At 41.9% G+C, this 18,633-nt stretch carries 18 protein-coding genes; 14 read left to right on the forward strand and 4 right to left on the reverse strand.

Annotated features, from left to right (window positions below; genetic code table 11):
- Positions 1–126: 126 nt before the first annotated feature.
- The 3 genes from rpsF to rpsR all read left to right on the forward strand — a co-directional run bounded on the left by rpsF (position 127) and on the right by rpsR (position 1,204).
- Positions 127–417 carry a 30S ribosomal protein S6 gene (gene rpsF / locus AOX59_RS13835; RefSeq protein WP_068446430.1) on the forward strand — a complete coding sequence of 97 codons (291 nt, stop codon included), beginning with the start codon at positions 127–129 and terminating at the stop codon, positions 415–417.
- A gap of 14 nt (positions 418–431) precedes the next feature.
- Positions 432–908, forward strand: a complete 477-nt coding sequence (gene ssb / locus AOX59_RS13840) for a single-stranded DNA-binding protein (RefSeq protein ID WP_068448367.1) — start codon at positions 432–434, stop codon at positions 906–908.
- Positions 909–973: 65 nt separating this feature from the next.
- Positions 974–1,204 carry a 30S ribosomal protein S18 gene (rpsR, locus tag AOX59_RS13845; RefSeq protein WP_068446432.1) on the forward strand — a complete coding sequence of 77 codons (231 nt, stop codon included), beginning with the start codon at positions 974–976 and terminating at the stop codon, positions 1,202–1,204.
- A 40-nt stretch (positions 1,205–1,244) separates the two neighbouring features.
- On the opposite strand, the gene AOX59_RS13850 is transcribed toward rpsR, so the two are convergent.
- Genes AOX59_RS13850 through AOX59_RS13865 form a run of 4 tightly spaced genes read right to left on the reverse strand, consistent with a single transcriptional unit; the run spans position 1,245 to position 3,847 of the window.
- Positions 1,245–1,862 (reverse strand): ATP-binding cassette domain-containing protein, encoded by a 618-nt coding sequence (locus AOX59_RS13850; protein ID WP_068448368.1) that lies wholly within the window; start codon positions 1,860–1,862, stop codon positions 1,245–1,247.
- 17 nt (positions 1,863–1,879) lie between these two features.
- Positions 1,880–2,557, reverse strand: coding sequence for a molybdate ABC transporter permease subunit (modB, locus tag AOX59_RS13855; RefSeq protein WP_068446434.1), 678 nt, complete (start codon positions 2,555–2,557; stop codon positions 1,880–1,882).
- A 13-nt stretch (positions 2,558–2,570) separates the two neighbouring features.
- On the reverse strand, positions 2,571–3,338 hold the full coding sequence (gene modA / locus AOX59_RS13860; protein WP_068446436.1) for a molybdate ABC transporter substrate-binding protein: 768 nt from the start codon (positions 3,336–3,338) through the stop codon (positions 2,571–2,573).
- An 11-nt stretch (positions 3,339–3,349) separates the two neighbouring features.
- Positions 3,350–3,847: a DUF1189 family protein gene (locus tag AOX59_RS13865; RefSeq protein ID WP_068448369.1), complete on the reverse strand. Its 498-nt coding sequence runs from the start codon at positions 3,845–3,847 to the stop codon at positions 3,350–3,352.
- A gap of 297 nt (positions 3,848–4,144) precedes the next feature.
- On the opposite strand from AOX59_RS13865, the gene AOX59_RS13870 reads away from it, so the two are divergent.
- The 11 genes from AOX59_RS13870 to AOX59_RS13925 all read left to right on the forward strand — a co-directional run bounded on the left by AOX59_RS13870 (position 4,145) and on the right by AOX59_RS13925 (position 18,491).
- Positions 4,145–5,092 (forward strand): YybS family protein, encoded by a 948-nt coding sequence (locus AOX59_RS13870; protein WP_068446438.1) that lies wholly within the window; start codon positions 4,145–4,147, stop codon positions 5,090–5,092.
- 27 nt (positions 5,093–5,119) lie between these two features.
- Positions 5,120–7,093 (forward strand): DHH family phosphoesterase, encoded by a 1,974-nt coding sequence (locus AOX59_RS13875; RefSeq protein ID WP_068446440.1) that lies wholly within the window; start codon positions 5,120–5,122, stop codon positions 7,091–7,093.
- Positions 7,090–7,536 (forward strand): 50S ribosomal protein L9, encoded by a 447-nt coding sequence (gene rplI, locus AOX59_RS13880; protein ID WP_068446442.1) that lies wholly within the window; start codon positions 7,090–7,092, stop codon positions 7,534–7,536. The genes AOX59_RS13875 and rplI overlap by 4 nt, the downstream gene beginning before the upstream one ends.
- A 46-nt stretch (positions 7,537–7,582) precedes the next feature.
- Complete coding sequence (gene dnaB, locus AOX59_RS13885; RefSeq protein WP_068446445.1) at positions 7,583–8,956, forward strand: replicative DNA helicase; 1,374 nt, start codon at positions 7,583–7,585, stop codon at positions 8,954–8,956.
- A 615-nt stretch (positions 8,957–9,571) separates the two neighbouring features.
- The gene (locus AOX59_RS13895; RefSeq protein ID WP_068446451.1) at positions 9,572–10,858 is read left to right on the forward strand and encodes an adenylosuccinate synthase; all 1,287 of its coding nucleotides are present in this window, start codon (positions 9,572–9,574) and stop codon (positions 10,856–10,858) included.
- Between the two features lie 279 nt (positions 10,859–11,137).
- Positions 11,138–12,616, forward strand: a complete 1,479-nt coding sequence (locus AOX59_RS13900; RefSeq protein ID WP_068446453.1) for a peptidoglycan DD-metalloendopeptidase family protein — start codon at positions 11,138–11,140, stop codon at positions 12,614–12,616.
- Positions 12,617–12,932: 316 nt separating this feature from the next.
- A complete protein-coding gene (gene yycF, locus AOX59_RS13905; protein WP_068446455.1) occupies positions 12,933–13,637 on the forward strand; it encodes a response regulator YycF in 705 nt (234 codons plus the stop codon).
- 9 nt (positions 13,638–13,646) lie between these two features.
- Positions 13,647–15,470, forward strand: a complete 1,824-nt coding sequence (gene walK, locus AOX59_RS13910; RefSeq protein WP_068446456.1) for a cell wall metabolism sensor histidine kinase WalK — start codon at positions 13,647–13,649, stop codon at positions 15,468–15,470.
- On the forward strand, positions 15,470–16,774 hold the full coding sequence (locus AOX59_RS13915) for a YycH family regulatory protein (RefSeq protein ID WP_068446458.1): 1,305 nt from the start codon (positions 15,470–15,472) through the stop codon (positions 16,772–16,774). The genes walK and AOX59_RS13915 overlap by 1 nt, the downstream gene beginning before the upstream one ends.
- A 2-nt stretch (positions 16,775–16,776) precedes the next feature.
- Positions 16,777–17,697, forward strand: a complete 921-nt coding sequence (locus AOX59_RS13920; protein ID WP_068446460.1) for a two-component system regulatory protein YycI — start codon at positions 16,777–16,779, stop codon at positions 17,695–17,697.
- Positions 17,698–17,705: 8 nt separating this feature from the next.
- Positions 17,706–18,491 carry an MBL fold metallo-hydrolase gene (locus AOX59_RS13925; RefSeq protein ID WP_068446461.1) on the forward strand — a complete coding sequence of 262 codons (786 nt, stop codon included), beginning with the start codon at positions 17,706–17,708 and terminating at the stop codon, positions 18,489–18,491.
- The last annotated feature ends 142 nt before the right edge of the window (positions 18,492–18,633 follow it).

Raw genomic sequence — 18,633 nt, forward strand, 5'->3', positions numbered from 1 at the left:
TCTCTCGAATGCTTGTTTTTCATATGATATTTTGATATAATTCACCATTGTGAGTAATGGCATAAATATTACTCCTTGCTCTTTTCACAGAAAAAGGGCCGCTAAGACCAAAAGGAGGTGTAACGGATGAGAAAATATGAAATCATGTATATCATCCGCCCGGACATGGAAGAGGAAGCTCAAACCAATTTGATTGAGCGTTTCAGCAGCGTGCTGACAAATAACGGGGCGGAAGTTGAAAAAGTTGATGAAAAAGGCAAGCGCCGTCTTGCATATGAAATCAACGATTATCGTGATGGCTATTATGTCATCATCAATTTCAGCGGTGATGAAAATGCAATAAACGAATTTGACCGCCAAGCGAAATTCTCTGATGATATAATCCGTCATATGGCTATTCGAGAAGAAGATCAATAAAATAGGGAGTGGTTCTGATGAATCGTGTCGTACTCGTTGGCAGACTAACGAGGGATCCTGATTTGCGTTATACACCAAATGGCGTAGCAGTTGCTAACTTTAGAATTGCAATTGACCGTCCGTTTTCCAATCAGCAGGGAAATCGTGATGCTGATTTCATTAATTGCGTTGTATGGCGGAGAGCCGCTGAAAATCTGGCAACATACATGAAAAAAGGCAGCATGATTGGTGTCGATGGCCGGATTCAGTCACGTTCATTTGAAGGACGAGATGGAAATACCGTCTTTGTAACTGAAGTTGTCGCAGATAATATTCAGTTCCTGGAATCGAAAGGGACGTCACAATCGAGAGATCAGCAGCCTTCAGGATTCCAGCCAAACCAGAATCAAAATCAGAACCAGAACCAGACAACTCAAACCCAAACGAACGAAAATCCATTCAAAGATAATGGAGAACCTATTGACATATCAGACGATGATTTACCATTCTAAAGGCTTGAGAATAGAAATAGGAACAATCTGATTATTCATGCCTTATAATAAAAGGAGGCTTACTAATGGCAGCTCGTCGCGGTCGTGCAAGACGTCGTAAAGTGTGTTACTTCAAAGCGAACGGTATTACACACATTGATTATAAAGATGTTGATCTATTGAGAAAGTTCATTTCGGAGCGTGGGAAAATTCTTCCTCGTCGTGTAACAGGAACTTCCGCAAAGTATCAGCGTAAATTGACTAAAGCAATTAAACGTGCTCGTCAAGTGGCACTATTGCCATATGTTACTGAGTAAACCTTAAAAACCCGGTCCACACAGAAGTGGATCGGGTTTTTTAAATGATAATTTTACCTTTATCCAATTTTAATATTCGATCACCAAGCATGCTGGCTTCTTGTTCATCATGCGTTACGAGGAGTACAGGGATACGCCACAATTTATGGAGCTCAAGCAATTCATTCTGGCATTCCAGTTTGGTTTGGCGATCGAGAGAGGAAAAGGGTTCATCCAACAGCAGTGCATCAGGCTGTGTAACGAAAGCACGACTGAGAGCAACCCGCTGTTTTTCGCCGCCGGATATCTGGCTTGGATACTTATCAAGCAAATGGTTGATGCCCATCATATCAGTAAGTCGGCACATTAATTGGTCATCCTTAAGGCCGTAACGTATATTTTTTTTAACTGTCATATGCGGAAATAAGGCATAATCCTGAAAAACATAACCAATATGGCGTTTTGCTGCCGGGACCGGTTTTTTGTTTTCCGGGTAAAACGCACGCTGATTAAGAGTGATTTGACCGGCATTAGGCATGCTCAGTCCTGCGATGCAGTTCAGTATAGTTGTCTTACCGGCACCTGAGGGCCCGAATAAAACGGCAATTTCGCTATTGACGCTAAAATGAACATCCAGCAAGAAAGCTTGAAGGTTCTTTTGAATATCGACTGAAAGCATCATTCATCCTCCACCTGTTAGTCATTACTTGAAAAGCGTAAAATATTGCGCTCACTCCACCAGTTCAGCCATAAAATTGCCGCAAATCCGATAAGCAATATACTGATTACCCAAAATAAAGCGGCCTCTCTATTTCCCGACTCGACTGCAAAATAGATACTTAGCGGAATTGTTTCAGTTTTGTTCGGTATGTAGCCGGCAATCATGAGTGTTGCACCAAATTCACCAAGTCCCCTGGCAAACGTAAGAACTAGTCCTGCAAGCAGCCCGGGCCATGCAAGCGGGAAAGAAATCGTCCAAAAAACGCGCCATCCGGACGCTCCCATTGTACGAGCAGCATTTTCAATATTACGGTCGTATTTTTGAAATGAAGCAGCGGCACTTTGGTACATCAGAGGAAACGACACGACAATCGCTGCAATGACTGCACCTATCCATGTAAAGACCACCTGAAAATCAAACCAGTGCAAAAGTAATTTTCCAATCGGTCCATTATTACCGAACAGGAACAGTAAGCCGAATCCGACAACTGTAGGCGGCAAAACAAGCGGCAGCATTAATAGAGATTCAATGATACGCTTCCCGGGGAATCGGTTCCGCGTTACGATCCGTGCTAAAAACACACCTGTAATGAATACAAAGACCGTGGCAATCCCGGCTATTTTCAATGACAAAAACAGTGGTGTTAAGTCCATCTTTTATGCCCCTTCAACTACTAAACCCATGTGACTCTAAGATAGCCTGTGCCCTGTCACTCTGTAAAAATTGAATAAATTTATTAGATTCGTCTTTCACTTGGCTTGATTCAATCACCGCAGCCGGGTAATGGATAGGATCATGCAAACTGTCATCAATTGCTAATAGTTCATTGACTAACTCGGATCTTTCCAAGTCACTGCCATAAACGATGCCAATTTCTGTATTGCCTGATTCCACATATGTAAGCGTCTGCTGGGCATTCGCTGTATAAACAAATTTGTCTTTCAAATCGCCCATAATACCACTTTCGCGCAATGCTTGTTCAGCATATTTTCCGGCTGGCACAGTCGCAGGATCACCGAGTGTGATTTGTTCTGTATTAAGTGTTGTAAGGTCTGATAATGTATTTACTGAGTAGGAAGTGCCCTGGGTGGAAATAACGGCCAATCTATTTTGAATAAAATCGGTGCGTGAGTCTGATACAATCCTATTCGCTTCTTCCAGCTCATCCATCCAGTACTGATCAGCAGACAGGAATAGATCAACGGGTGCACCTGATTTGATTTGCTGGGCAAGTTTACCGCTTGATCCATAATTTAAAGTTAATGTAATATCAGGGTTCTCTGACTCAAATTCACGTTTTAATTCTGAAAGTGTGTCAGATAAACTTGATGCAGCGGCCACAAGTATTTCCTTGTTATTGGAACCTTCCTGACCTGAACACCCTGCTGCAAATAACAGGCAGACGATCAGAAAGCCGGACATGAGATTTCGCATGACTAAAACTCCTATTTTCGTTTTTTTCTTCTTGGATAAACAGTAATCATTTTAAGCATAAAAAGAAATGAATACAGGATGAATAATACTAAAAAGACGTCCGTAATGGGAAAAAAGAAAGCTGCTATCGGATATAGCATAAATGGAATAGTTGCTGTATAAGCATTAAGCTTCCAAAGAATTGAAAAACGGATCTTACGGTTGAGCAATTTTGCAATGCCTGTCCCGGCATAAGCAAGCAGTGAAATATATAAGAAAACGGCTATCGTTAACGGCAAATAAGAAAAGATAAAAAAATATATAAGAAAAACAGGAAAACTTATTACCGCGCCGGCGCTATCGTCGGTTGTCAGCTGACTGGTCAGTGAAGGAACGGAAATAAGCAGTATCAGTATGAATAGATATATAACTGTGACATCCATGCCAACCCGATTTAATTTAAACATCGCTTGCTTATTCGGCAATTTTAAACTGTTAATGAATGTTTGTAACAATACCACACTTTTCATCTCCGGACATAAAATCGTACAATACATTCATTATAATAGAAAATATCATTCCTGGCACACGTTGACTATGAATATTTCTTGAAAAATAAATTAATCGACAAATTTCCCGAAATATTTCCCGGGAAATATTTCGGGAAATGATAAAATTCATTGTTTAAAAATCTGCTGTAGCGTTTCAATCATTTCAAATACCAATTAAAGCTTAAATCATGTTATCATATAACAACGAGGTGATTTTCTTATATAAAGATATTACTGTAAATGATGTTTTCAAAAGACTCAAAGAGGGTGCAATAAATGAATCAATCGAAACAACTGACAGATGGAGCACTGTTGACAGCAGTATTTATGGTATTGATGCTGATTTCAGCATTTGTTCCTTTCATCACATTAATCGCTACATTTCTGCTGCCTGTACCCTTCATTTTATTTGCTTCCAGGTACGACTGGAAGCCTTCAATTGTGATGCTGATTACTGCTGTGATTTTATCATCACTGCTTACTTCCATTTTTTCTTTGCCGATTCCTGTTTTGATGGGTCTTGGAGGAATTATGATTGGAAGTGCAATTTATCATAAACTTTCGCCGTATGAAACCTGGGCACGCGGAACAATCGGTTTTGTAATTGGGCTAGTGCTCATTTTTGTTTTCAGCCAATTTGTATTTCAAGTCAATCTGGTAAATGAAATTGATAATATGGTACAGGAATCAATTGCAACGAGCCAGGAAGTCATGGAGCAATTTGGTTTGAGTGATATGCCGGAGGAACAGTTGAGTATGGTGACAGAACAAATGGGCATGCTCACGGACCTTCTGCCAGTTTGGCTGGCGATTGTTGCACTGTTGCTTGCCTTTATTAGCCAATGGCTCAGTTATAAAGTTATAAACCGCCTGGAACGAAAACAGTTATACTTTCCGCCGTTTCGTTCATTAAGGTTGCCGGTGTCATTAATTTGGATTTACTTTTTTTCCTTAATCATTTCCTTTTTCGATTTGGATCAATCGGGAATAGTTTATATAGCCGTTAATAATGTATTGATGCTTACGGGCATATTAATGGTCCTGCAAGGTTTTTCCTTTATATTTTTCTATGCTCATGCAAAGCGGATGTCGAAAGCATTGCCTATAACAAGTATTGTTCTGACATTATTTTTCCCGATTTTCTTTCTTTTTTTAGTCCGTTTGTTAGGTATAATTGATATTGGTTTTTCTTTAAGGAATAGAATTTCCAATGTTAAGAAGTAATTGGGAGTTAAAGTAGGAGCTGATTATATGGAGGATAAGCAAAAAAAACCATCGTTAGGCAATCACTTATGGATTACTTATGCTGTCTCAGTGATATTGCTTGGTTTTGTATGGTACTTTCAGTGGACAATCGGGCTGGTACTGACCGTGGTGCTGGCTGCAGTGTTATACTATAGTATCTATAATGAAAGAAAGCGGCAGCACGATACTGAAAACTATATAGCGACACTCTCCCACCGTGTAAAGCGTGTCGGAGAAGAAGCTTTATTGGAGATGCCAATTGGCATTATACTGTATAATGAAGATTATAAAATCGAATGGGCGAATCCGTATATGAATGGATTTACCGAAGATGATACATTGGTCGGCAAGTCACTTAATTCCCTTGTGGATGACTTTTCATCAATGATTAAAGAAAATAAAGATGAAATGTGGCTTAAGCTTGAGGGCTATCATTTTCAAATCACCATTAAAAAAGATGACCGGCTATTATACTTGTCAGACCGGACCGCACAATCTGAAATCCAAACACGGTATAATTATGAGAAAACCGTTATTGCGATTATTTTTATCGATAACTATGAGGAAATAACTCAAAACATGGATGATACACTCAAGAGTCAGCTGAACTCGAAAGTGACGTCAGTATTGAATCAGTGGTCCAATGATTACGGCATTTATTTAAAAAGAAGTTCCCAGGATCGCTTCTTGGGGGTTTTAACGAAAGAAACACTTGATCAACTGGAAAAAGCGAAGTTCGACATATTGGATGAAGTCCGTGAATTAAATGCGGAACAGAATATACCGATCACATTAAGTATTGGCATAGGACTTGGCGATAGCCTTTTACCGGAACTTGGTGAAATGGCTCAGTCGAGTCTTGATTTAGCATTAGGCCGCGGCGGCGATCAGGTCGTCATAAAAGATGACCTTGGAAAGGTGCGCTTTTACGGCGGCCGGACAAATCCGATGGAAAAACGTACACGCGTAAGAGCGCGGGTTATCTCTCACGCCTTGAAAGACTTGGTTCAGGGCAGCGATAATGTCATTATCATGGGGCATAAATCCCCGGATATGGATTCCATCGGTGCCGCTATCGGTATTTTAAACATCGTTAAAGCCAATAATGTTGAAGGCTACATTGTGCTGGATCCTGATGATGTTGATACCGGTGTTCACCGGCTTGTTGAAGAGTTGAAAGAAGAAGAGACGATATGGCAGCATTTCATTGATCCTGAAGAATCAGAAGCATTGCTGACGAGCCGGAGCCTTATAGTTGTTGTCGACACCCACAAACCATCCATGGTAGCCAATGAAAGGCTGTTGAACAAAACGGAATACAAAGTAGTTATTGATCATCACCGCCGTGCTGAAGAATTTGTGGACAATCCGACACTCGTTTATATGGAGCCGTATGCATCATCTACAGCTGAACTTGTGACAGAGCTGCTGGAGTACCAGCCGCATAACCTGAAACTGAAAATGCTGGAAGCAACCGCATTACTGGCCGGGATCATTGTCGATACGAAAAGCTTTACCTTAAGGACAGGGTCCCGTACGTTTGATGCTGCCTCCTATTTAAGATCGAAGGGTGCTGATACGGTACTTGTGCAGCGCTTTATGCAAGAAGATTTGGATATTTACGTAAAACGAAGCAAACTCATTGAGCGAGCGGAGAAATACCATGGTACAATTGCTATTTCAAAAGGAGAAAGCGGAGAAGAATACGGCGGTGTTCTTATTGCACAGGCTGCAGATACACTGTTGACGATGACGAGCATTAATGCATCGTTTGTTATCTCTGAACGCCGTGATGGGCGGATTGGGATAAGCGCTCGTTCGCTTGGTGATATTAACGTCCAGGTTATTATGGAAAAAATGAATGGCGGGGGCCATTTAACAAATGCCGCCACACAGATTGAAGATACGACAATTGAAGATGCGGAAGCGCTTCTGAAAGATATAATAGAAGAATATTTGACTGGAGGGGAAACTGAATGAAAGTAATATTCACACAAGATGTTAAAGGAAAAGGAAAAAAAGGTGACGTAAAAAACGTATCAGATGGCTATGCACGCAACTATTTGCTGAAGAATAATCTGGCTGAAGAGGCTACCTCAGGAAATATGAAGAAACTCGAAGCGAAAAAGAAAAAAGAGCAACAGCAAGCCGAAGAAGAAAAGAAAGAAGCAGAATTGCTGAAACAGGAACTTGCCAATACAACTGTTGAAATTAAGGCAAAATCCGGTGATTCCGGCCAGCTCTTTGGATCAATCACGTCGAAGCATATAGCCGATACGTTAAAACAAGATCATAACTACAAAATTGATAAGCGAAAAATTGAACTGGATAATCCGATCAGAACGCTGGGCTATACAGATGTACCTGTAAAGCTGCACTCGGAAGTGACCGGTACGATCAAAGTTCACGTTGAGGAGAAATAACTGACGTGTTTATGGTGCTAAGAATCTTCTTACGAGGGGGTAGACGATGAGCGAACTTTGGAATGACCGTGTGCCGCCGCATAATATTGAAGCAGAACAGGCTGTCATCGGTGCCATATTTCTGGAGCCTGAATCACTGTCATCAGCAGCTGAACGCTTAATGCCTGATGATTTTTATCGTGCCAGCCATCAGCGTATTTTTGATACCATGCTGAAGTTAACGGATAGAGGTGAACCAATCGACCTTGTCACGGTAACCACGTTGCTGTCCAATGAGAAGAAGTTGGATGAAGCAGGCGGTGTCAGTTATCTGTCTGATTTGGCCAGCAGTGTTCCAACAGCAGCCAATATAGTCCACTACAGCAAAATCGTAGAAGAAAAAGCATTGCTCCGGCGGCTGATCAGAACAGCAACAGATATCGTGACCTCAGGATTTGCCACTGAAGACGACGTAGAAGACGTGTTAAACGAAGCGGAAAAGAATATTCTGGAAGTGTCCAGTCAGAAAAATACCGGGAACTTTAAAGCAATTAAAGATGTGCTGATTGATGTCTATGATAATATTGAACAGCTGCATAACCATGATGGTGATGTAACCGGCATCCCAACCGGCTATCGGGACCTGGATCAGATTACGTCCGGTTTCCAGCGCAACGATTTGATCATTATTGCAGCCCGTCCATCGGTAGGTAAAACCGCTTTTGCCTTAAATATTGCACAGAATGTCTCTGTTAACACGGACGAAAATGTTGCGATTTTCAGTTTGGAGATGGGTGCTGATCAGCTTGTGTCACGTATGCTTTGCGCAGAAGGCAATATTGATGCGCAGCGGCTGCGGACCGGCAGGCTTGAAGCGGATGATTGGAGCAAACTGACGATGGCAATGGGAAGCCTTTCAAATGCCGGAATTTTTATTGATGATTCACCCGGGATTCGTGTCAGTGAGATACGTTCGAAGTGCCGCCGGCTTAAGCAGGAACATGGACTCGGCATGATTTTGATAGATTACTTGCAGCTGATTCAAGGAAGCGGGAATTCCAGAGAAAACAGGCAGCAGGAAGTATCAGAAATATCCCGAGCACTTAAAGCCCTGGCCCGTGAACTTAATGTGCCTTTGATTGCTCTGTCTCAGTTGTCGCGTGGAGTTGAGGCACGTCAGGATAAAAGGCCGATGATGTCGGACTTGCGTGAATCAGGCAGTATTGAGCAGGATGCAGATATTGTCGGATTCCTGTACCGCGATGATTATTATGATGAAGAATCAGAAAAACAAAATATTATCGAAATCATTATCTCCAAACAGCGGAATGGTCCAGTCGGCAATGTTGAACTGGCTTTTGTGAAAGAATATAATAAGTTCGTGGATTTGGACCACCGGTATTCAGATAGTGATGTGCCGCCAGAACCGGTACAAGCCTGACATACAATAGGGTGTCTCGTGATTAAATGAGAGAAAAACAGCGTCATACAGTGATGCTGTTTTTTCTTTTTAACTGTTTTCTAAAATGTTTTTTTTGACAAAAAATCCATAAACTACGAAGTAACTTTAGGTGTAAGTTGGTGCGTTGTCTACCGCTTCGGAAATACACTGCGCGCACCTTAGGGCTCGCGCTGAGCCTCCTCGCTCGCAAAGAACGCTCGCTGTGGGGTCTCAACGTCTTCGCTTTCCCGCTGGAGTCTTCGTGTATTTCCTTCGCTATCGCGGCATTGATTGGAGCGGAGGGCAGTCGAATCCTGCGGGAAAGCGGGCGGATGAAATCCGAGCAGGAAGAGGTTTTTGCTTCCGAGGAAGCTGAAGCGTTGCCCTAAGGTGTGCGACTGCCTGGAACGGAAATCAACATAGCATTTACTTCACAGTTTACATCAACTACGATTAAAACACATCAAAATTCACGAAAATGGCCTCACTTAAACGAACATTATTATGATAAAACCATAAATTATTCGTTTTTTGTTTTGACATGCTCTTATTTTACTGATAAGATTACGTTGTTAATAGTTAAAAATATAAATGAAGAATACTTGGAGGTGCGCTATGTCCTCAGTAGTCGTGGTAGGTACACAGTGGGGCGATGAAGGAAAAGGGAAAATTACAGATTTTCTGTCGCAAAATGCTGAAGTGGTCGCTCGCTATCAAGGTGGCAATAATGCTGGTCATACGATTAAATTTGATAATATAACATATAAATTGCACCTGATCCCATCCGGAATTTTTTTCAATGACAAAACGTGTATTCTCGGGAATGGGATGGTTATCGATCCAAAGGCATTTACGGATGAAATTGCTTATTTGCATGAACGGAATATCTCAACGGACAATTTACGTATCAGCAACCGCGCACATGTCATTTTGCCGTATCACCTGAAATTGGATGCTCTTCAGGAAGAAGATAAAGGTGAAGATAAAATCGGTACAACGAAAAAGGGAATAGGCCCGGCCTATATGGATAAAGCTGCCAGAAGCGGCATTCGGGTTGCGGACTTACTGGACAAAGACACTTTCCGCAGCAAGCTTGAACAAAATCTAAAAGAGAAAAACCGTTTGTTGGAAAAAGTTTATGAAGTTGATCCGATTCAGGTTGAAGATATATTGGAAGAGTACTATGAATATGGCCAGCAGATGGCTCAATATGTCTGTGATACCTCAGTTGTATTGAATGATGCACTTGATGACGGCCGCCGCGTTTTATTTGAAGGGGCTCAAGGCGTCATGCTCGATATTGATCAGGGGACTTACCCGTTTGTGACGTCTTCCAACCCGATTGCCGGAGGTGTCACGATCGGTTCTGGCGTGGGGCCAACTAAGATTAACCATGTTGTCGGTGTTTCGAAAGCCTATACAACTCGTGTCGGCGACGGCCCTTTCCCAACTGAACTGCATGATGAAGTTGGAGACCGGATACGTGAAACCGGGAATGAATATGGAACGACGACAGGTCGGCCGCGCCGTGTGGGCTGGTTTGACAGTGTTGTTGTCCGCCATGCGCAGCGGGTGAGTGGAATTACCGATTTAACCATCAATTCTTTGGATGTGTTAACGGGTCTTGAAACTCTGAAAATTTGTGTGGCCTATAAATATAAAGGTGAAAGAATTCATGAATTTCCCGCAAGCCTGGCAAATCTTGCTGAGTGTGAGCCGGTATATGAAGAGATGCCGGGATGGGATGAAGATATCACAGATGTACGAAGCATCCATGATCTTCCGGAAAATGCCCGGCATTATCTCGAACGGATTTCCCAGTTGACAGAAATTCCATTATCCATTTTTTCTGTCGGTCCTGACCGAAAACAGACAAACGTTGTCAGAAGTGTATATAGCTAAATTATAAAATACAAAAGGCTTCTTCGAAAAAATCAGAAGGGGTCTTTTTTAGTGTCATTTTTAACCAATTTGATGTCAAAAATGTCAGGGATTATACAATTACATTACATTTGTCCCAGTCGTATTTTGTATAAATTGAAACTATGATAGATTTAGTTGTGGAAAATGAGAGCGTCTGCATAATAAAGAGATATAAAATAACTCATACTTATATAGTGGAAGCGTTGCGGACAGTTGCAATTCAGTAATTTGTCCAATGGTGTCAGGGGGAATAATGATTTGTGGAAAGAGAGTAGAAAGATAACAGAAAATCCGTTAATACTGGCGAAAATGGGCATGGTACTTTGCGTGGGTCTGTCTTTAATGATGAGTACGGTTTACGCACATGCCAGTGAAGCACTTAGTGAAGTATACCATGTTTACGTAGATGATGAATACATTGGAAAAATAGATGATAAAGCCGCAATTAAGGGTATGATGGCAGCTAAAGTTGAGGAAAAAGAAAAGGACTTCAGTGACTATGATTTGTCAATCGCAGAAGACGTCTCTTTCGTTCCAGAGCGCGTATTTAACCCGGCGTATAACAACAGCAAAGTAAAAAAATACGTTCGTGACAGCCTGAGCGTCAAAGCAGATGCGATCAAACTGAGAATTGCTGAAGAGACAGCAGGTATTTTTAAAGACAAAAAAGCAGCCGAAAAAGTGCTGAAGAAATATAAAGCTAAGCATGTCGATGAAGCGGTCTTGAGTAAACTTGAACCGGCAGAACAGACCAGTACAAATGACAATTATACCGGGGAAGCATTGCAGAATCCCGAACAGGGGGACTCAGAGTTGACGCCGGGGGATGCCATTATTACAAACGTCAATTTGTCGGAAAATGTTTCAATCACCGAGCAAAAAGTCGACCCGGCTGAAGTTCTGACGGTGAAACAGGGTGTAAAGAAACTTAAAAAAGGAACGCTTGAAGATAAAGTTCATAAAGTCGGTAAGAATGAAGTGCTTGGCGGTATTGCAAATCAGTACGACTTAACGGTTGATGAGCTGCTGGATTTAAATGATGACCTGAATGAAGGTGATGTCCTGCAGATTGATCAGGAAATTCATGTGACAGATTACGAACCCTTTGCCGATGTAATTGTAAAAGAAGAGAAAATGAAAAACGAAACGATTGATTATGAAACAAAAGTGATCGAATCAGATGATTTATATAAAGGCGATGAAAAAGTAAAACAAGAAGGAAAAACAGGCAAGAAAGAAGTTCTTTATTCACTTGAGAAGCGTAATGGCGAAAGTACGAAGAAAGAAGTTATCGACGAAGAGACGACAAAAGAACCTGTTAAAAAGATCATTGTGAAAGGGACAAAAGTCGTACCATCACGCGGTACCGGCAACCTTAATTGGCCTGCAGCCGGGGGACATGTAACCAGTGGTATGGGCGAACGCTGGGGATCCATGCATAAGGGTGTGGATATTGCAGGCGCAAGCGACCGGTCGATTCTGGCAGCCGATAACGGAACGGTCGTCTCAGCCGGATTTGACAGCGGCGGTTATGGTAATAAAGTTGTCATCAATCACAACAATGGCATGAAAACCATTTATGCGCACCTGTCCTCTATCAGTGTCAGCCCGGGTGAGACTGTTGAAAAGGGAAAGAAAATTGGTGTGATGGGCACTACCGGCAGATCAACCGGTATCCATCTTCATTTTGAGGTGTACCAAAATGGTTCCCTTCAAAACCCGCAAGAACATCTCTAGAAAATGAAAATATTAGAATGAAGACTGGTTCAATGTTAATGAGCCAGTTTTTTTAATTAAAGACTCCTTTAGAGCTTAAGCTAGTCGAAAACGAAGCGATTCTTTGACAGCTCCATTCAACCTCATCTTCAATTTTTTGACTTCTAACATAAGACATTTAAGCAAAAGTACGATAGAATAGAGCAAAGGAAGTGTTTTAAAGCAGTAATTTAAAAGCTTCTTTGCAAATTGCAATTTAAAAATTGACGATATTAACCAACAAATTTTTTGAAACACTATTCTTTTAAATATGCTTTAAAAAAGGAAGTGACGGTAAATGGCACAAAAAGTACTGGTAGTAGACGATGAACAACCAATTGCTGATATTTTGAAATTTAATCTTGAAAAAGAAGGCTATGAAGTTGTCATGGCTTACGATGGCGATGAGGCGATTCAGCTGGCCAATGATGAAACACCCGACTTGATATTGCTTGACATCATGCTGCCGGGCAAAGATGGCAATGAAGTATGCCGCGAGATTCGCAAAACGCAATTTATGCCGATTATCATGCTGACGGCCAAGGATGCCGAAATTGACAAAGTACTTGGACTGGAACTCGGGGCTGATGACTATGTCACAAAACCATTCAGCAACCGGGAAGTGATTGCCAGAGTGAAAGCAAACTTGCGCAGGCTGGAGCAGATCCCGGAGGATGGGGTTAAGACTACCAAAAATATTGAAGTAGGACGGCTGGTCATCCATCCCGATGCCTATGCCGTTACGCGGGACGGCGAACAGCTTGAGCTGACACATCGTGAGTTTGAACTGTTGCATTACCTTGCCCGCCACATTGGCCAAGTCATGACACGCGAACATCTGCTTGAAACCGTATGGGGCTATGACTATTTTGGTGATGTCCGGACAGTCGATGTAACAATCCGGCGTCTCCGGGAAAAAATTGAGGATAATCCGAGCAATCCAATGTGGATCGTCACACGGCGAGGCGTTGGCTATTATTTGCGCAATCCTGAACAGGAGTAGGTTACACCGATGCACAAAGTTGGTTTTTTCCGATCGATACAATTAAAGTTCATTATTATATTTATTTTACTGCTGCTGATCACCATTCAGGTCATCAGTACGTATTTTGTTCGCGGTCTTGAAACTGAGCTGAGGGAGAACTTTGAAGAATCGGTGGAAGCCAGTGTCGGCATTTTAGAGGTGAATCTCGAACAGGCCTTCAGTACGGAACGGTCTGAAGATGATGACGAACCGACACTTGAGACGGAAGTACAGGATATTGTAAGAGTTAATGATACAGCGGATATAAATACAATCCAGGTTGTCGATATGCAAAGCCGTATTATTGCCTCAAGTGACACGTCAAGCAGCAGCAATATCGGGAAAAAGACGACAGGCAATTTTATAAATAATGTCCTGCGATTCGGTGATGAAAACACAGGCAACATATACCGGGAAGGGGACCGGATTTACAGGCGAGTGGTGCCAATTTATGATGATGAAGACACCCAGGTTGGAGCACTTTACATTGAAGCGTCGCTGGAAGGTGTTTATAACCAGCTGAATGACATAAACCGTGTTTTCCTGCAAGGATCGATTTTGGCGATTACGGTATCTGCTTTTTTGGGGATTCTCGTTGCCAGAACGATAACGAAACCGATTCAGGAAATGCGACGGCAGGCACAGACGATGGCACGGGAGGATTTTTCCCAGAAAGTTAATGTTTATGGAAAAGATGAAATCGGACAGCTCGCTGAATCGTTTAATGATTTAAATGCCAAATTGAAACATTCGAGGGCATTAACCGAAGAAGAACGGCGTAAATTGAGTTCAGTTCTGTCAAACATGTCTGACGGCGTAATTGCCACAGACCGAAACGGTTTTATTACATTATTAAATGATGCTGCAGGCATTTTAATTGGTTATGAGCCGGAAGAGGCACAGGGTGAGTTTCTGCTGGATGCACTGCAATTGGATGAGAACTCTGTTGATATCTCGGACTTGCCTGAGAGTGGTTCAATGATTATTGATTTTAGTAGCGATGATGAGATTTATCTGATTCGTGCCAAATTCTCGACCATTTCTGATGAAGATAATGATATAACAGGCTTTATTACAGTGCTCAGTGATGTAACCGAGCAGGAAAAAATTGAACGTGATCGGCGCGAGTTTGTCTCGAATGTATCCCACGAGCTGCGGACGCCACTGACAACCATGCGCAGCTATATAGAGGCTCTCACAGAAGGCGCATGGGAAGACAAGGAGATTGCACCGAAGTTCCTTGATGTCACTCAAAAAGAAACCGACCGGATGATCAGAATGGTCAACGATTTGCTTCAGCTTTCCAGGATGGACAACAAAAGTGAGTCGTTGCAGTCAGAGCAGACAGATTTTATTAGCTTTCTGCATCAGGTGATTGATCGGTTTGAAATGAATGCATCTGAAAAAATAGAACTGAAGCGTGATTTGCCAAATGGAAAATATGAAGTCTGGATTGATAAAGATAAAATGATTCAGGTATTGGATAACATTATCTCGAACGCTATCAAGTATTCCCCTGAAGGCGGCACCATTCATTTCAAGGCATCAAAACAGCGCAATCAGCTGCTGGTGACCGTTTCAGATCAGGGTACAGGCATACCATATGATAAGGTTGATAAAATCTTTGAACGTTTCTACCGTGCGGATAAAGCACGTTCACGCAAAATTGGCGGCACAGGACTGGGTCTGGCCATCACAAGGGAATTTATTGAGGCGCATCACGGCAATATTTGGGCAAAAAGCAAAGAAGGTAAAGGGACGACTATTCTCTTTACACTTCCGCTCGTTAATAAGAAGCGGAGGGGTAAATAATGCAATTTGAAACAGTAAAATCATTTATACTATGGGTGCTGATTGGCACGAGCCTCTTGCTTACGTTTGCCCTATGGAGCTACAGTCCTGACCTTGAAAGGTTGCCCCAGGATGTTGTGGAAGAAGGCGCAGAGCTTGACGGTAATGAAGAATCAATCAACAGTCTGGTGGAACCATCCTCAATTATTTTTAAAAGTGGAAATAATTATTTCGGTTTTAAAAATCCGGGTGATCGTCAGTCTTTATACCGGGATATGCAATCATGGACGATGCGTGAATTTGAAAGTACAGGCAGCAACGGGGCACCCGAGGGCGATAATATGGTCGAGTTAATCTTCCCGGATGCGATTCCAATGGAACTGGCAGGATCATTGTTCACATTTAACGGTGATAATGTTTTTCCGGAATGGCAATTTGAACGGCTGTTTCTAACATTTAACGAGAATTCAAATACAATGAATGTCACGTTTCTCTCTGAACATGGTGACCAGCAAGCGACAGCAGTTATTAACAATTCCGAAAAATACAGCATTATGTGGGAGTATCTAACAACTTTTGAAGGATTGACTGAATACTTAAGAGTCGAAACAGGAGACAATCCAACGTATATACCAAGCCATCAAACGAACGTTCCAAGTGTCTCCATAGCGGTTCAAAATATTAATACAAACCTTATGGTAGACACGTTATTTTCAAATCCTGTCAGCCGGAACCGTGTCACTGAAAATGAAATCTATATTACTGACAGCGCGAGCGGACTTATGCGGCTTTATCCAAACAGACGGACAATGGAATTTCAAAACCCGCTGCCGTCATCAACAGAACAACAATTGGAACCGGAAATGCTCTTGGATCAAAGCATCATGAACATTAATGACCATCTTGGCTGGACGAATGAATATAACTTAATGGAACTTAACGCCCGTGCATCGAATAGTACAGTAAGATACCAGTTGTATTATAATGGGTACCCAACTTTCGGCAGCAATTATGTATCCACGATTGAACAGCAATACCGTGGAACGGAATTACACCAATATAACCGTCCCATGTTCAGTCTGCAAAATTACCTGGGCGGCGATGAATCTGTAACATTGCCCTCAGGGAGCCAGGTGGTTGAAAAATTGGAAAACAATTCGGCATATAATATGGATAATATACGGCATATAAGAATTGGCTATGATTTAATTTATCAAAACGATGCTGATGCCATCACATTGGATCCTGCCTGGTTTATGGATTACAATGGCACATGGCAGAAAATTGACTTTGAAGACCAAATCCTGCAGCAAGGGGGGAACTGAGGATGCAATGGAAGCAAATTAAAACATTATTTATCCTCTGTTTTCTCGTTTTGAACGTCTACTTATCGCTGATGCTCTATGAAAAGGAAACGCAATCGGAATACGCTATGCCGGAAACCTCGGATGCAACATTGGCGGAGCAATTGGAGTCGGAAAACATCAGTATTAGTGCGGATTTACCCAATGGAGATCTCAATCAATCTAATTTATCGTTAAATCAAAAATCATTTACGGAAGAAGAACTGTCGTTTTTCGACGACACGGATAATCAGGAAGTGGAAGTTATAAATGACAACTTCATTTTATCGCGTTTTGAAACCCCCATAGCCATACCCGAAGACGCAGATGGCAGCATAATCAGTGATATGGTGAAGAGTAACCTGCTTCTGGCTGATAACTATCGATTCAGCGGCTGGAATACGGAAATGAATGTTCTGATTTTCTTTCAGGAAAAAAATGATCTGCCGATTTATTATAACCAGAACGGCATTGTTCTTGTGTATTTAAATGACGCAAATGAAATGATTTTCTATACCCAGACAATGCTTGGAGATGATGAGTCGCCCGTTGAAGAGGATTCACTCATTGAACCGATGATGGCAATCAGAGCATTATTCAATGGGAACAGACTGCAAAACGAGGATGAAATAACCGAAGTCAATATAGGCTATCATACTCGATATCCTTTGGAGAAAGGTGAGCAGGTCTTTTCACCGACGTGGACTGTCACCGTCAATGACAAAGAAAATTTCTACGTGAATGCACTTGAAAACCGTATTGTTTCTAATGACGAACTGACCTTTTTAAAAGAATCTGTCTCCTCCACAATCGAAAGGGTACAAAAACTGGAAGAAAGTGACTTGACTGAATTTATGTTATCACACCTCAATCAAAAATTATCATCTAATCAACAATCGGAGTGAGTTATTAAATGACATTACGTTTTAGTGTACTGGCCTCAGGGAGTACCGGAAACGCTTTTTATATCGAGTCGGAGAAAGAAAAGCTGTTAGTGGATGCCGGGTTGAGCGGTAAACAAATGGACAGGCTGTTCAGTGAAGTTGCCGTTGATCCCTCTCAGCTGACAGGCATATTGGTCACCCATGAACATAGCGATCATATTAAAGGGCTTGGGATTATCGCACGGAAGTACAATTTGCCGATCTATGCCAATGAAAAAACTTGGAATGCCATGGAAAATTCTATCGGTACGATTTCACTGGACCAAAAATTCCATTTTGGCATGGAAGAGGTGAAAACATTCGGCGATATTGATGTAGAATCTTTTGGGGTTTCCCATGATGCGGCCGAGCCAATGTTTTTCACATTCCGGCAAGACGGAAAAAAAGTAGCGCTTGTAACCGACTTAGGCTATGTTTCAGAGCGGATTAAACGGACTGTAGAGGATGCAGATGCTTACATATTTGAAGCGAATCACGACGTAGGCATGCTGCGGATGGGACGTTATCCGTGGAACGTTAAGCGCCGTATTTTATCCGACTCCGGACATGTATCGAATGAGGATTGCGGTCTTGCACTCACTGATTTAATCACTAATCGGACGAGCCGGGTTTATTTAGCCCATTTAAGCCAGGATAACAATATGAAAGACCTGGCACGCATGTCAGTTGACAATATTTTAAAAGAACGCGGCATTAACCTTGATGTTCGTGACACAGATCCAAAAAAAGCCACCTCATTATACGAAGTTGGATAATAATTTTCCGTTTGGCGTAATACTATAATGTGATACGTTAAGTCTGTTTTCGCGCAAGCTGTGACAATATTGATTTGCAATGCAGCCTGCAGCGGACTTTAGCGCGTATTAATCTGGAAGAAACGGCCTTAATTAAATTCCT

Origin of the sequence: Lentibacillus amyloliquefaciens, from assembly GCF_001307805.1 — a bacterium.
Taxonomy (GTDB): domain Bacteria; phylum Bacillota; class Bacilli; order Bacillales; family Amphibacillaceae; genus Lentibacillus; species Lentibacillus amyloliquefaciens.